Raw genomic sequence first — 13,873 nt, forward strand, 5'->3', positions numbered from 1 at the left:
TAGTCTCTTCGGGACTCTGGGGTAATGCGTAGCAGGTTCAACTGGGGATGTGACACCTGATGATCGAGTTGGCTGAGCTCATCCGGCAACTGCGCAGCGAGCTGAACCTGGCCACGGCGACAGCGGAGGGTGAGCCGCTGCGCTTCGAGCTGGGGCCGGTCGAGCTTGAGCTGACGGTCTCCGCGGACAAGGAGCACGCGGGCACCGGAAAGGTCCGCTTCTGGGTCGTCGAAGCCGGTGTGGACGAGAAAACCAAGTGGCAGCAGGCGCAGCGGCTCAAGCTGACCCTGCAACCGCGGCTTGCCGGTTCGGATCAGACACCGTGGATTTCGGGTGCGGAGGCGTTCGACGAGCGCTGAGGAAGGGCATCGGGATGGGTGTCCGCGGTATCGACCCCGGTCGTGTCGCCGAACTCCTCGTCGTGACGTCCGGCTCGGACCGCAGTCGCGGTTCGGGTTACCGGGTGGCCACCGGCGCCGTGCTGACCGCGGCCCATGTCGTTGCCGGGGCGTTGGACGTCCAGGTCCGGTTCAACGCGGATCGCAGTGACGAGTGGACCTCCCGTGGTGTCGTCGCGTGGGAATCGCGGGAATGCGATGTGGCGGTCGTGCTCCTGCAAGAGACCGGGGACGACGTCCGCCCCGCGGCCTTCGGTGCGGTGGGTGATCGGGACGCCGTCCTGGAGTGCAGCGCAGTCGGGTTCCCGGCGTTCAAGCTTCGGAAGGACTCCGCCGGGCCGGGATGGTTTCGCGATTCGTGCCATGTGGTCGGGCGGTCCGCGGTGTTGTCCAACCGGCGTGAGGGCGCGCTGGAGGTGGTGGTTTCCGCGCCTGATCGGCCGTTGAACGGTGCCGGGTCTCCGTGGGACGGAATGTCGGGAGCGGCGTTGTGGTGCCGTGGCCGGATCATCGGGGTGGTCAACAAACATCACCGCTCCGACGGTCCGGGACGGCTGTCGGCGACCCGGCTGGACCGCTTGCACGAGTGGATTGCCGATCACCAACGGCAGCGGCTGTGCGAGCTGATCCGGTTTCCGGCCACCGCCGAGGACATGAGCACGGTGGTGCCCGAACACGTCGAGGATCTTGTCGAGGCCGCATACGCCGCCCATGCCCGCGAACTCGCACCCGCGGTGCTGCGCGACAGGGAAGAGGAACTCGACGAGTTGGCCGTCTTCTGCGCTGGGAGCGACCCTTTCCAGTGGTGGCAGGCGCCCCCGTGGGCGGGCAAGACCGCGCTCTGCGCGCAGTTCGTGGCGAGCCCGCCGGCCGGAGTGCGGGTGGTGTCCTTCTTCGTGACCCGTTCCCCGGGGCAGGACAGCAGCGATGCCTTCGTCGACGCGATGGTGGAGCAGCTCGCCGCGATCGCGGGGGTCAACATCGCGGACACGGTCACCACGTTGGCTGGGCGCCGTGGCTTGTGGAGCCACCTTCTCACCAAAGCCGCGGAGCAGGTCCGTCTCCGGGGGCAGCGACTGGTCGTCGTCGTGGACGGGCTGGATGAAGATGCGCGAATCGGGGCTGTGGGCCCGCGGCAGAGCATCGCGTCGCTGCTGCCGTCGTCTCCACCGGACGGAGTGCGGATCTTGGTGACCAGTCGTCCCCACCCCGTGGCAGGCGACCTCCCCGGTCAGCACCCGTTGTGGGCGTCGGTGCGGCGGTTGGAACCTTCGGCGCACGCGCGAGAGCTCGAACACCGTGCCAAGCAGGAGCTGGCGGAACGGCTGCACGGAGACGAGCTGGACGGCGACCTGGTCGGCTTCCTCGCGGCGTCGGGCGGCGGGCTGACCGCACGCGACCTCGCGAACCTGACCGAGCGGCCGGTCTTCGTACTGGAAACCAGGATCAGCAGTGTCTTCGGCCGCAGCCTGCGGGTGGGGCCACCGGGCTCGTCGGCGGCTGCCGTGGCGGACGAGCCGACGTACCAGTTCGCGCACGAGACGCTTCTGACCCTGGCCGAACAGATGCTGGTCGATGTCATCGCGAAGTACCGCCATCGCATCCACCTGTGGGCCGACGACTTCCGCGAACAGAACTGGCCTGCGACGACACCCCGGTACCTCCTGCAGCCGTACACGAACCTGCTGGTCTCGCTCAACGCGGAAACGCGGCTGTGCGAACTGGCCGTTGACGTGGCGCGGCACGATCTCCTGCTGCGGAGTTCGCAGAGCGATGCCACCGCGTTCACCGAGATCCACGCCGCGGAGAACGTGCAGGCAGCACACGCCCACCCGGACGTGTGGTGGTCGGTGCGGCTGGCTGTTGAGCGGGATCGGCTGCTGCGACGCAACGAGTGCGTTCCGGAGCAGCTGCCCGCTCTGTGGGCGAGGCTCGGGCACGTCGAGCGCGCCGAGGCGTTGGCGCGCAGCCTTCCTGACCTGTCCGTGCGGGCGCGGGCTTTCACGTTGTTGGCCGAAGCGGTGTCCGCGTCCGACGGGCCCATGGCGCTGCGGTTGGTCAACGAGGTCATCGAGGGCGTGGCCGGGGAACGCGACCCGGAAGCTCGAACGCAGTCGCTTGCGCACCTGGCCAGGGTCATGGCCGCGTTCAACCCCCGGCAGGCGCTCAACCTGCTCGACGGCGAAGGCGCGAACGACGGCGGACTGGCTCGTGCGCACAGGCTCGCGGATCTCGCCCAGAGCGCGGGTGCCGGTGAACGAGAGCACGTGGACGAGTTGATGCGCACGGCGGAGCAGCTTGTCCGGGAACACCTCGATTCCAGCGTCGATGTCTGGCCCACCGCAGCGCGCACCTACGGGTACCGGTCGCACATTCCCAGCGTGCGGGCGGTCATTCGGACCATCGCGGTCGTGCTGGGTGACTTCGACCGGGCCGAGGAACTCACCACCGCGATCAAGGTCCCCTTCGATCGTGCCTGCGCGCTCGGTGACCTGGTCGAGCACGTCGCAACCGCCGAACCGAGCCGGGCTCGCCGACTGCTCGGTGACGCCGAACATGCCTTCCACGAGGGTTGCAGGACTGAGCCCACTCCACCTTTGGATCCAACGCTGACGATGGTTCGTGCGTTCCGTGCGACCGGCGACTACGACCGAGCGGAAGCATTGACTGCCCTGATCGAACCGATGGACCTGCGAGTCACGGCTCTTGGGGATCTGGCGTGCTGCGTCGCACGTACCGACCTGGCGTGCGCCGACCGGATTCTCGACCGTGCAGAGCACGGTCTTCGCAGCGTGACCGATGATCACGACAAGTGCAGCCGCTACCTGGTGGTGTCGGCAGCTGTGGCGAAGCAGCATGACCGGATGCAGCGGCTGGCCGACGGCATCGTCGACCGGCGCACCCGCGCGTGGGCGTTGCTTCTCGCGGCTCACGCGGTTCTCGCTGACGATCAGGCGTGCGCTCGCTCGCTGGCCGTGCAGGCGGAGCGCCTCATCGAGGACCTGGCCGATCACGGCAGCCGGGCGTGGCTGATGCGGTGTCTGGCCGAGGTTTCGGTGCCGCTGGACGCGGCGTGGGCGGAGCGGACGACCGCCCGGATCGAGCGGCTGACCCGTTCGATGGCCGATGGCCAGACCACCAAGGTGATGAGTGCTTTCGCCTCCGCTGCGGCGGAAATCGGTGCTCTGGAACAGGCGGACCAGTTCGCGGATGCGGTGATCGAACCGTCTGAAAAGGCCAGGACGCTGGCTCTGATGGCTCTCGGCGCCGCACAGGTCGATGACTGGGACGCAGCGGACCGATGGGCCGCCATGATGGACGGCAGGCACACGGAGTGCTTGTTGCCCTTGTGCTTCTTCGCGGCACGCGAAGGACAGTGGGACAGGGCTGGGCGATGGGCTCACTCGATCGCCGACGCACGAAGCCAGGTCCGAGCGTTGAGCAGGCTGGCCGAGGTCGTCGCAGGCGTTGACCTCCGGTGGGCCCGGCGGCTGATCGAGACCGCCGAGCAGCGGATCGAGGACATCACCCACGAGTCCGACAAGCAGCGGGCGAGGGCAGCGCTGTCCGTGGCAGTGGCATTGACCGGTCAGTGGGACAAGGCCGACGAGATGGTTCGGCCGCTGACACATCCAGCCGAACAGGTCCAGCTGCTGCGGTCGCTGGCCGCCGTCGCGGCGGAACACCAGCAGTGGATGTGGGCCCAGAAGTGGATCAGTGCCGTCGTCGGCACTGCGGAACGTGCTTACGCGGCTCGCCCCGCGGTCAGGCAGGCCGCCGTCGTCCATCCCGAATGGGCGCACCACCTGAGCCATGCGCTCCTCGTGTCGTTGCGCAGCGACCGGCAGCACCGGAGGGAAGAGTCGCTGTCGCATGTTCTGGGAACGGTCAGCGAGATCAACGCTGGGGCGGCGGAATTCGCCGCTCGGCAGCTGCCGGGCACCGCGGACCGCGTCCGCGCGCTGGCCGCCGTCGCCACGACCCTGGCCACCTGCGGCGATGCGGAACGGTTTCGGATCCTGGCCGACGACATCGAAAGGGAGTTGACGGAGCTTGCCGACCTGCTCCTGCGAATCGATGCCACCTCAACAGCGGTCGTGGCCTTCGGCCCAGTCGACGCGGACCGTTCCGACCGCTTGGCAGCCCGGGTGGAATCGGATCTTTCCGCGATCAGGGATCCGCGCAGCCGAACCAGGTTGCTGAAGCGTTGGGTCACCATCACCGCATCTCTCGGCCAGGCCGAGCGCGCTGAGCGACTCGTCCAGCTGATCGCCGATCCACCGGCCCGGCACAGTGCTTGTGTCCAGGCCGTGACGCGGCTGCTCGGCTCACTGCCGGCTGGCGAGCCGGCCGACGACGATCCCCGGAGAGACTCGGTCATCCGGCTCGTCGTGACCGGGCTGCGAGGGCAGCGCTGGTTGGAAGTGCTCCCTGCGGCAGCACGACTCGATCCACGCGTGATCACGCTGCCGCCGCCGTCCCTACTGCCGCCGCCCTGAACAGCCATGGCACTACGATTCCCGGCGTGATACTGGCATGTTCGCCGACTTGCGAAGCGATGGTGGGACGGTGGAAGAACGCCTGAGCGGAGGCAACAGCACCGGCGCACGAGTGGACGTCTCGCGTTCTTCGCATACCGCTTCGCTCCCCTGTCCGCTCGCGAAAACAACATCATCGCCGCGCTGGAGTCCTGACCCATGTTCGGTTTCACGCGCGGTGGGCGATCGTGTAGCGCACGGTTTGCGTCATCACCAAGCTGCCGTCAGGTTCGCGCAACGGCTCCAACTCCGCCAGCACGGCCTCGTGCACCGCTGCCAGGCGGTCTTCCGGCACCAGTTCCCAGAACATCCGCTGGCCGTGCGACCAGGACCAGGCGATCCACTCCGCGGGATCGGCGAACGTCACCGGATAGCTGCGCTCGACGGAGGACACACCGGTGAAGCCGGCCGACTCGACGGCCCGGTCGAAGCTCGCGACGGACGCGAACAAACCGGCCCGGGCTGCCCAGGTCCACGCCATCGCCGGTGGGACGAACGGCCTGAACACCTCGCGCACGCCGGCCCACCGGGGATCGTCGGCGCCGAACGTGCTCACACCGGCGCGTCCGCCCGGCTTGAGCAGGCCGTGCCACGACCGCAGACCCGCGACCGGATCGGGAAGGAAGAACACCACGAACGACGCCACCACGACGTCGAAGGACTCACCGGCCAGCTCCGGCTCCTGGGCATCCATCAGGGTCGCCGAGGCGTTGATCAGCCCCCGGTCCTCGATGTCCCTCGCCGTGCGCTCGACCATCTCCGAGGACAGGTCGATGCCCAGCACCGATCCGCTGTCGCCGACCAGCTCCGCCGCTTGGAACAGCACCGCGCCGCGTCCGCAGCCGACATCCAGCACCCGTTCCCCGGGCACCGGAGCGACCTGGGCAAGCAGGTCGCGGGCGAAGGCAGCGAAGAACTCGATACCCAGGGCGTCATAGGTCTCCGCTGTCCGGTCGAACAGCCGCGCGATGTCCCGCCGCGCGTCTTCCGCACCGGCCGGCCCCACTCCTACCGCTTCGCTCACGATCCAACAACGTACCGGGCACCGGTCTCGAAACGGTTCCTCGCCGGAAAGCTGCCGGGGTCGTGAGCAGGGCCGAGGCCGTGGCGCCAGACGTACGTATGGCAAGTACGTAGTTTCCGCGACGCCAAGCGGCGGATGTTCGGACACGATCGTCCTATGCCATACGGCCTATCCCCTGTCGCAGCAGCCCCGGAGGAGCCGCATCGGGCTTCGGTCCCTCACGGGACGTACAGCCAGTTACTCGCGCACGTCCAGACCACGGCGAAAGCCATGGTCGGCGAGATCCGCCGCCACCTGCCCGAGCACGCCAGGCTGCTGGAGGGCCGCGCAGGCCACGCCCTGGCCTGCGACCTGGGACGAGCCCTGCTCAGCGCGCACGCCATGCGGCCGGACTCGCGCGAACTGCTGCACCGCCTGGGCAAAGCGGAGTTCGAGGCGGGCCGTGCCCCGGAGCGCCTGCACCGGGCCTTCCGGGCGTGCGGCCGGGTCGGGATGCGTCATCTCGCGGCCTTCGCGCGGCAGCTCGACATCTCCAGCGATGTCGTCGGCGCCTTCGGCGAAGCCGTGTTCACCGCCGTGGACTCGCTTTCCCAGGTGTCCTCCGCCGGATACGCCGACGCCCGCGCGACAGCCCCCGACCACAAGCAGCGCTGCCGCAGGCAGCTCCTCCAGCACCTCCTCGACGGCACCCCGCTGCACTGCTCCCTGGCCGAGCTCGCCCGCGCCGCGGACTGGGAACTGCCCGCCGAGGTCACCGCGATCGCGCTGGGCTCCGCGGACGAGATCGGCGAGGTCGTGCGCCGCGTGGGCGACCAGGCCCTGGTCGGCGACGACGATCCCGAACCGTTCCTGCTCGTGCCCGGCGACGCGCGGCTCCCGGCGGGGCCGGCGCGCGTGGCTGTGGGGCCGCGGCTCCCGCTCGGCTCGGCCGCGACGTCGCTGGAGTGGGCAAGGCGGACGCTGGACCTGGTGCGGCGAGGTGTGCTCCCGGACGCTCCGGTCACTCGCTGGGAAGATCACCTCTGCACCCACTTCCTGGTCCACAACAGCTTCCTGATCTCCGCGCTCGGCGAACGCCGCCTGGCTCCCCTGGCCGGCCTGGAGCCCAAGCAGCGGGCCAAGATGACCGAAACCCTGCTCGCCTGGCTGCGCTGCCGGGGCGGCGGCGCCCCCGAGGTCGCCGCCCGGCTGGGCCTGCACCCGCAGACCGTCCGCTACCGGATGCGCCAGCTGGAAAGCCTCTTCGGCGACCAGCTCGACGATCCCTGCGCACGCCTGGAGCTCGAGATCGTGCTGCGCGCCGGAGAACTCACCGCACTGTCCGAACAGGACACCGATCCGCCGGTACGGACGTAGGCCAGGAGGCACCCCGATGTCCCTCATCCTGTGCGCCGCCACCGCCGCGTGGGCGGCCGTGGCCACCACCACCGCCACGGTCTACCACCGCCGCCTGCACACCGATCCGCTCACCCGGATCAGCAACCACGCGGCGCTGCACCGGCGCGCACGCCCCAGGATCCGCCGCAGCGGGATCGTCGGACTCCTGGTGGCCGACCTCGACCGGTTCAAGTCCATCAACGACACCTACGGCCACCCCTTCGGCGACCGCGTGCTGGCCGCCGTCGCCGCCCGGCTGCGCGACCTGGCCCGACCCGGTGAGCTCCCCGCCCGGCTGCACGGCGACGAATTCGCCCTGTGGCTCGGTCACCTCGACGACGCCGAGCAGGCCGAACGCCGTGCCGACGACCTCTTCCGCGCGCTGTCGGCACCGCTGTCGATCGGAGACCACCGCATCGCCGCGGGCGGCAGCGTCGGCCACGCCGTCGCGCCGACGGGCACGCCGCTCGACGAGCTGATCAGCCAGGCCGACGCGCACCTGTACCTGGCGAAGGCGAGGACCCGCCAACCTCGGGACCTGGCTCGTGCACAGCGCCGGCCCGGAGTCGTCGCCCATCACCACCTCCACGCAGGGGCGTGCGGAGCGGGCGAACAGTGACCGCTCCGCCGAACCCGACCCGACTCCCCGGCGCTGAACCGCCGACCCAAGTGATCCCTATGCTCGTGGAGTGGCAGTCGACGGAGGTGGACGGCGGCACGGGATTCCTCCTTGGCTGGAGCAGCTGAACTCGTGTGCGCGAGCGCGTCCGCTTCTCGTGGACTCGGTGACAGCCCTGGTCCTGGCCGCTTTGCTGGGCTCGTGGTCGGTGTGGCTGTTGTTCGACCGCGCGGGTGAGCCGGTGGTGGGCGGCGCGCCCGCGACACGGCCGCCGTTCACGCTTCTGGCTGTGGCGTCGGTCGTGTTGGTGCACGGCGCGTTGGCATGGCGCCGGGTGCGGCCGCTCGCTTCTTTCGCGATCGCCGCCGCGGCGACCGGGGTTCTGCTGCTGACCAGCATCTGGTGGTTGCTGCCGTCGGTGCCGGTCTATTTGCTCTCGTTGTACACGTTCAGCGCCTACGGCCGTCGCCATGCCCCGGTCTGGGGCCTGACCGCGAGTGCCGTTGGCGCGGTTGTGGTGGCGGTGTGCGGGTTTCCGCTGGCTGGTCTTCCCGCAGGTGAGTGGTTGGTGCACGTGGTGCTGCGTCTGCTGCCGTTCGTGGTGGCGGCGTGGAGCCTGGGGATGTTCCGGCGCGTGCGGGTCGCCTACGTCGCGGCGTTGGAGGAGCGCGCGGTGCGCGCCGAGGCCGAGCGGGAGGAGCGGGCCCGCCGTGCGGTCTTCGACGAGCGGGCGCGGATCGCGCGGGAGATGCACGACATCGTCGCGCACGCGCTGTCGGTGGTGATCAGCCAGGCCAACGGCGGCCGGTACGCGGCGAGGGCCGAGCCGGAGGCCGCTGTGGAGGCGCTTGCCACGATCGCGCGGACGGGACGGCAGGCGTTGGGCGACATGCGGGGGTTGCTGCGGGTGCTGCGCACCGGAGACGGGGAGGACGACCAGTTCCCGCAGCCAGCCCTCGCCGATCTGCCGGCGCTGTTCGATCGCGTTCGTGCCGCAGGGGTTCGGGTCGTGTTCGAGGAACACGACGCACCGCAGAACGGTTGCCTGAGCGCTTCTGCGGAACTGGCCGCGTTCCGGGTCGTGCAGGAGGCGCTGACGAACACGCTCAAGCACGCCGGAGACGCCGCCGGCGCCCAGGTGCGGTTCGACTGGACCTCTGAGTCCGTGTCGATCACGGTGCGCGATGACGGCGCCGGCGGGACAGCATCCCCTGGGCACGGATTGATCGGCATGCGCGAACGGCTGGCCGTCGTCGGTGGCACGCTCGACGCGGGCCCGGCACCCGACGGCGGGTTCCTGGTGGTGGCGCGGCTGCCGAGGGTGGAGGTGGATCGATGAGCATCCGGGTCTTCCTGGTCGACGACCAGGCCCTCGTCCGGGCGGGGTTCGCGATGGTGGTCGCCTCCCAACCGGACATGACCGTGGTCGGTGAAGCCGGAGACGGGTTCCAGGCGGTGGAAAGCCTCGCGGCACGCACCGCGGACATCGTCCTCATGGACGTGCGGATGCCGCGCATGGGCGGTGTCGAAGCGACCCGGCGGATGCTCTCGCGCGCCGACCCGCCGAAGGTCGTCATGCTGACCACCTACGACCTCGACGAGCACGCGTTCGCCGCGCTGCGTGCCGGGGCCAGCGGCTTCCTCGTCAAGGACGCCGATCCGGAGGAAATGCTCGCCGCGGTGCGCACGGTGCACCGGGGTGACGCAGTGATCGCACCATCGACGACACGTCGGCTGCTGGAGCACGTGGCCGGCGAGCTTCCGGTGCCGTCGGACGAACCCGACCCGGTTGCCGCGCTGACCGATCGGGAACGCGAAATCCTGCTGCTGGTGGCCAAGGGCGGATCCAACGCCGAGATCGCAGAAGAGCTCCAGCTGACCGAGGGCACCGTCAAAACCCACGTCTGGCGCATCCTCACGAAGCTGAACCTGCGGGACCGAGTGCACGCCGTCGTCTTCGCCTACGAACACCGCCTCGTCCGCCCCGGCTCGTAGGACTACTACTGCGGTCACATCGACTGCTGACTCCGGGCAGACGCGGGAATCCCCGCCGAAAACGCATCCTTCGTCCGTGCCTGGTTCACCACTGCTTCAAGAGACCTCCCGCACGACGTCGTTGCCGCGTCCGATCGCGTTCGCGTTCGGTGCGGGCGGAAGCCACGGTGCTGTCCAAGTAGGACAGTTAAGGGCGCTGCAGGAGCACGGCGTGCGCCCCGACTTCGTCGTGGGCAGTTCGGTCGGTGCGCTCAACGCCGCGGTGATGGCGAAAAACCCGGATCATGCGGCGGAAAACCTCGACACGTTGTGGCGGCGCGTACGCGCGCGAGACCTGTTCTGCTTTGACGGGCCGCCTCTTTGGCAGCGCAGAGCGATATTCGGCAACGAAGGACTACGTCGGCTCATCACATCGCATTTCCACCCGGGGTGCACCTTCGACGATCTGGCCTTGCCGCTTTTCGTGCTCGCGGTGGAACGCGACACCAGGCGCCCCCGCGTCCTGCGCGCGGGCTGCCTGCTCACGGCGTTGCTTGCCAGTTGTGCCATCCCGGTCCTGCTGCCCGCCGTCACGATCGACGGCGTCCGCATGACCGATGGCGGTGTCCGCCACGACCTGCCGATCGCCGAAGCCTTCGCGCTCGGCGCAGCCTCGGTGGTCGCACTTCCCACCACCCGCTGGCCCAGGCCCATCGGCTACCGATCCTCCGCCCCGGTCGACACCCCTGGTGTCCTGCTCATGGGAGGCGCGGTCGCCCCCGGAACGGGCTGGAGCTTCGCGCGGACCGCCGAGTTGATCGAGCGCGGTTACCGAGCATGACCCAGGGGCTCAGTCGCACCACAGCATCCAGGTCGGGGCGTCGACGAGACTGGCCGCGTACGTCTCGAAATCCTCGTCCTCGGGAAGCTGGAGCAGATCCGGGCAGAAAGCGATCTGCTCGGCGGCGACGCGGCGCGCGTGTTCCAGCGTTCGCGGGGCCATCCGACCGTCAGGCAAACGGTGGAGACACCGCCCAGCGAACACAGCCGCACCCCGAAACGCTGCTCCCAGCTGTGCACCATTGCCGCGACGGTCTCGGCCCCGACTTCCGGACGCCAACCGCATACGGTGATGGCACTGTCGCGGGCCTCGACCAAGCCGAAATACGGACCATGGTCGTCGGCGGGGATCAGAGCGCGGATGCCCTCGACGCTGGCCGCGACGGCCACTGCCCGCTCGTCGGGGTCACCGTCCTGCTGGGCGGGCGGCGCCATACCGGGCCAGGCCGGGTACGGCATCGGTTCGTCCAGCCCCTCTTCCATGTCCTCCCATTCGGCGACACAACGCTCGGCCAGATCCACGTCGTCGATCGCGTCGGCCGGTGTGGGGGCGAGCTCACCGGTGTGCCAGGGCCGCAGGCCGCCGCTGCCGGTGCCGCCCAGCAACAGCGGCCACAGCCCGGTTTCCTCCCGCTGCTGGAGCAGCTCGCCCCAGCGCTGTCCGGCTTCCGGCTCCGGCACGGGGTCGCGGGAGACCCACAGCACCGGTTCCGTCACCCCAGGCCCGGCGACCCGCTCGTCGGGCACCACCAACCGTCCCGACGGCAGGCCACCGGGAATCCGCTCCGCGGTGAGTGCCATGGCGTGAGGCCAACTCCGTTTCGTTCGTGGTCGCTGCCGACAACCGCGAGGTGGCTCCGGACCGGTGCGCCGCCGCGTCATGCGAAGGCCGCGGCTCTCAGGATGCCCGCCCCTCAGATCATCACCCGATCATCCGGACGCCTGCCCTCGGTGTGCATCGACATCCCCTTCGTTTCCGGTGCTGCCAGCAAAGCTGCCACGGTCAGCACGCACATCGCGGCCACGTACAACGAGATCGGAACCGTGCTGCCCCAGCTGTGGAACAGCGCGACCGCGATCAGCGGGGCGACCGAGCCCGCGGCGATGGACGACACCTGCCCGGCGACCGACAGCCCCGTGTAGCGCACCCGGGTCGGGAACTGCTCGGCGAAGAACGCCGCCTGCGGGCCGTACATCGCGCCGTGCAGCACGAGTCCGACCGTCGTGGCCACCGCGATGATCATCGGGGACTTCGTGTCCAGCAGCCAGAAGAACGCGAAGCCCCACGCCGCCGTGCTGACCGCGCCGAACAGGTACACCGGTTTGCGGCCGAGGCGATCGGACAGCGCGCCCCACAGCGGAATCGTGATGAAGTGGACGATCGAACCGATCAGGACCGCGTTCAGCCCGACGCTCTTGGGCAGGTGGAGCCCGCTGGTGACGTAGACCAGGATGAACGCCGTGAGCACGTAGTAGGACACGTTCTCCGCCATTCGCGCGCCGATCGTGACCAGCACCTGGCGGCCGTTGCGGCGGAAGAGCTCGACCACCGGGACGTGCTTGCCGATCCGCCCGCCCGCATGGCGTTGCGCTTCCAGGAACACCGGCGACTCGGCGACAGCCAGCCGGATCCACAGGCCGATCAGCAGGAGCAAACCCGACAGCAGGAACGGGATTCGCCAGCCCCAGGCCAGGAAATCCGCGTCCGACTGCACGGCGGCCAGGATCGCCAGCACGGCTGTTGCCAGCAGGTTGCCGCCCGGGGCACCGCACTGCGGCCACGACACCCAGAACCCGCGCCGGCGGTCGTCACCGTGCTCGGACACGATCAGGACCGCTCCACCCCATTCGCCGCCGAGGGCGAAACCCTGGATCAACCGCAGCAGGGTCAGCAACAGCGGCGCGGCCATCCCCGCCGTGGCGAACGTCGGCAGCAGGCCCATCGCACACGTCGAGCCGCCCATCAGCACCAGGCTGAGGACGAGGAGCTTCCTGCGGCCCACCCGGTCGCCGAAGTGGCCGAACACCAGGCCGCCGATCGGCCGGGCGACGAACCCGACGGCGTAGCTGAGGAACGCCAGCAGGGTGCCGGTCAACGGGTCCGCCGCCGGGAAGAACAGCGTGTTGAACACCAGCGCGGCTGCCGAGGTGAACAGGAAGAAGTCGTACCACTCGATGGTGGTGCCGATCAGGCTCGCACCGACGATCTTCGCGATCGCCGAGCGCGGGGGATTGTTCATTGTGGACTCCACCTCGTTGTGGGTTCGGACGGGAATCAGGCGGCGGTCCAACCGCCGTCCAGCGGAATGGAGGCCCCGGTGATGTGGCCTGCTTCGGCAGAGCACAGCCACACCACCAGGGACGCGACCTGGTCCGGCTCGATGAGCCGCTTGATCGCCGCTCGCCGCAGCAACACCTCGGCCAGGACGTCCTCGCGGGCGACACCGTGCTCGGCGGCCTGCGCGTCGAGCTGGCCCTCGACCAACGGCGTGCGGACATAACCCGGTGCGACGCAGTTGCTCGTGACGCCGTAGGGCGCGCCCTCCAGCGCGGCGACCTTCGACAGACCTTCCAGACCGTGTTTCGCGGCCACATAAGCGGCCTTGTACGGGCTCGCACGCAGACCGTGCACGCTCGAAATGTTGACGATCCGTCCCCAACCCTCCGCGTGCATCGAGGGGAGGCACCGGCGCATCAGCAGGAACGGCGTGGTCACCATCAACGCCTGGATCGCCGTGAACCGTTCCGGCGGGAAGTCGTGCAACGCCGCGACATGCTGCAACCCGGCGTTGTTGACCAGGATGTCCACGTCCTGCGGCAACTCCTCGACGCGGGACGTGTCGGTGAGGTCCACCGCGTGCGCCCAGCCGCCGATCTCGGCAGCCGCTCGCCCGGCACCCGTGGCGTCGATGTCGACGACGTGCACCTTCGCCCCGGCAGCCGCCAGGGACCGCGCGCAGGCCAGGCCGATTCCGCCCGCTCCACCGGTCACCAACGCCACGCGTCCCGCAACATCGCTCGTCATGGCGACAGACGTTAGGACCGAAGCACCTCGTCGACCATGTGGTCCGCACCCACAACGAGCCGCCTCTTTATGGCTTGC

10 protein-coding genes and 1 pseudogene are annotated in these 13,873 nt (G+C 69.5%); 7 read left to right on the plus strand and 4 right to left on the minus strand.

Going from position 1 to position 13,873, the window contains the following annotated elements; all coding sequences use genetic code 11:
* The first annotated feature begins 59 nt into the window (after positions 1-59).
* Both ABD691_RS11455 and ABD691_RS11460 read left to right on the plus strand, forming a co-directional pair.
* Entirely contained in the window at positions 60-359 is a 300-nt protein-coding gene (locus tag ABD691_RS11455) for a trypco2 family protein (protein WP_344679557.1), read from the plus strand.
* Between the two features lie 14 nt (positions 360-373).
* On the plus strand, positions 374-4,897 hold the full coding sequence (locus ABD691_RS11460; protein ID WP_344679558.1) for a trypsin-like peptidase domain-containing protein: 4,524 nt from the start codon (positions 374-376) through the stop codon (positions 4,895-4,897).
* A gap of 208 nt (positions 4,898-5,105) precedes the next feature.
* On the opposite strand, the gene ABD691_RS11465 is transcribed toward ABD691_RS11460, so the two are convergent.
* On the minus strand, positions 5,106-5,960 hold the full coding sequence (locus tag ABD691_RS11465) for a class I SAM-dependent methyltransferase (RefSeq protein ID WP_344679559.1): 855 nt from the start codon (positions 5,958-5,960) through the stop codon (positions 5,106-5,108).
* Between the two features lie 156 nt (positions 5,961-6,116).
* On the opposite strand from ABD691_RS11465, the gene ABD691_RS11470 reads away from it, so the two are divergent.
* From ABD691_RS11470 to ABD691_RS11490, 5 genes are all read left to right on the plus strand, one after another.
* Positions 6,117-7,316 (plus strand): PucR family transcriptional regulator, encoded by a 1,200-nt coding sequence (locus ABD691_RS11470; protein WP_486374893.1) that lies wholly within the window; start codon positions 6,117-6,119, stop codon positions 7,314-7,316.
* A gap of 16 nt (positions 7,317-7,332) precedes the next feature.
* Entirely contained in the window at positions 7,333-7,956 is a 624-nt protein-coding gene (locus ABD691_RS11475; RefSeq protein ID WP_344679561.1) for a GGDEF domain-containing protein, read from the plus strand.
* Positions 7,957-8,026: 70 nt separating this feature from the next.
* Positions 8,027-9,295 carry a sensor histidine kinase gene (locus ABD691_RS11480; protein WP_425565043.1) on the plus strand — a complete coding sequence of 423 codons (1,269 nt, stop codon included), beginning with the start codon at positions 8,027-8,029 and terminating at the stop codon, positions 9,293-9,295.
* Complete coding sequence (locus ABD691_RS11485; RefSeq protein ID WP_344679563.1) at positions 9,292-9,951, plus strand: response regulator; 660 nt, start codon at positions 9,292-9,294, stop codon at positions 9,949-9,951. The genes ABD691_RS11480 and ABD691_RS11485 overlap by 4 nt, the downstream gene beginning before the upstream one ends.
* A 76-nt stretch (positions 9,952-10,027) precedes the next feature.
* Entirely contained in the window at positions 10,028-10,771 is a 744-nt protein-coding gene (locus tag ABD691_RS11490) for a patatin-like phospholipase family protein (protein WP_344679564.1), read from the plus strand.
* Here the strand turns inward: ABD691_RS11490 and ABD691_RS11495 are convergent.
* The 3 genes and pseudogenes from ABD691_RS11495 to ABD691_RS11505 form a co-directional block, all read right to left on the minus strand.
* Positions 10,759-11,571, minus strand: coding sequence for a hypothetical protein (locus ABD691_RS11495; protein ID WP_344679565.1), 813 nt, complete (start codon positions 11,569-11,571; stop codon positions 10,759-10,761). The two genes, ABD691_RS11490 and ABD691_RS11495, sit on opposite strands and share 13 nt — an antisense overlap.
* Positions 11,572-11,684: 113 nt before the next feature.
* Complete coding sequence (locus ABD691_RS11500) at positions 11,685-13,010, minus strand: MFS transporter (RefSeq protein WP_344679566.1); 1,326 nt, start codon at positions 13,008-13,010, stop codon at positions 11,685-11,687.
* A 35-nt stretch (positions 13,011-13,045) separates the two neighbouring features.
* A pseudogene (locus tag ABD691_RS11505) lies at positions 13,046-13,804 on the minus strand (3-hydroxybutyrate dehydrogenase); the annotation flags it as partial.
* Positions 13,805-13,873 lie beyond the last annotated feature (69 nt).

This window comes from Saccharopolyspora taberi (assembly GCF_039534165.1).
Taxonomy (GTDB): domain Bacteria; phylum Actinomycetota; class Actinomycetes; order Mycobacteriales; family Pseudonocardiaceae; genus Saccharopolyspora_D; species Saccharopolyspora_D taberi.

Excerpts from the sequence above, each read along its gene's own strand:
- ABD691_RS11455 (WP_344679557.1), top strand. The coding sequence starts at position 60 with ATGATCGAGTTGGCTGAGCTCATCCGGCAACTGCGCAGCGAGCTGAAC.
- ABD691_RS11460 (WP_344679558.1), top strand. The coding sequence starts at position 374 with ATGGGTGTCCGCGGTATCGACCCCGGTCGTGTCGCCGAACTCCTCGTC.
- ABD691_RS11470 (WP_486374893.1), top strand. The coding sequence starts at position 6,117 with ATGCCATACGGCCTATCCCCTGTCGCAGCAGCCCCGGAGGAGCCGCAT.
- ABD691_RS11475 (WP_344679561.1), top strand. The coding sequence starts at position 7,333 with ATGTCCCTCATCCTGTGCGCCGCCACCGCCGCGTGGGCGGCCGTGGCC.
- ABD691_RS11485 (WP_344679563.1), top strand. The coding sequence starts at position 9,292 with ATGAGCATCCGGGTCTTCCTGGTCGACGACCAGGCCCTCGTCCGGGCG.
- ABD691_RS11495 (WP_344679565.1), bottom strand. The coding sequence starts at position 11,571 with ATGGCACTCACCGCGGAGCGGATTCCCGGTGGCCTGCCGTCGGGACGG.
- ABD691_RS11500 (WP_344679566.1), bottom strand. The coding sequence starts at position 13,010 with ATGAACAATCCCCCGCGCTCGGCGATCGCGAAGATCGTCGGTGCGAGC.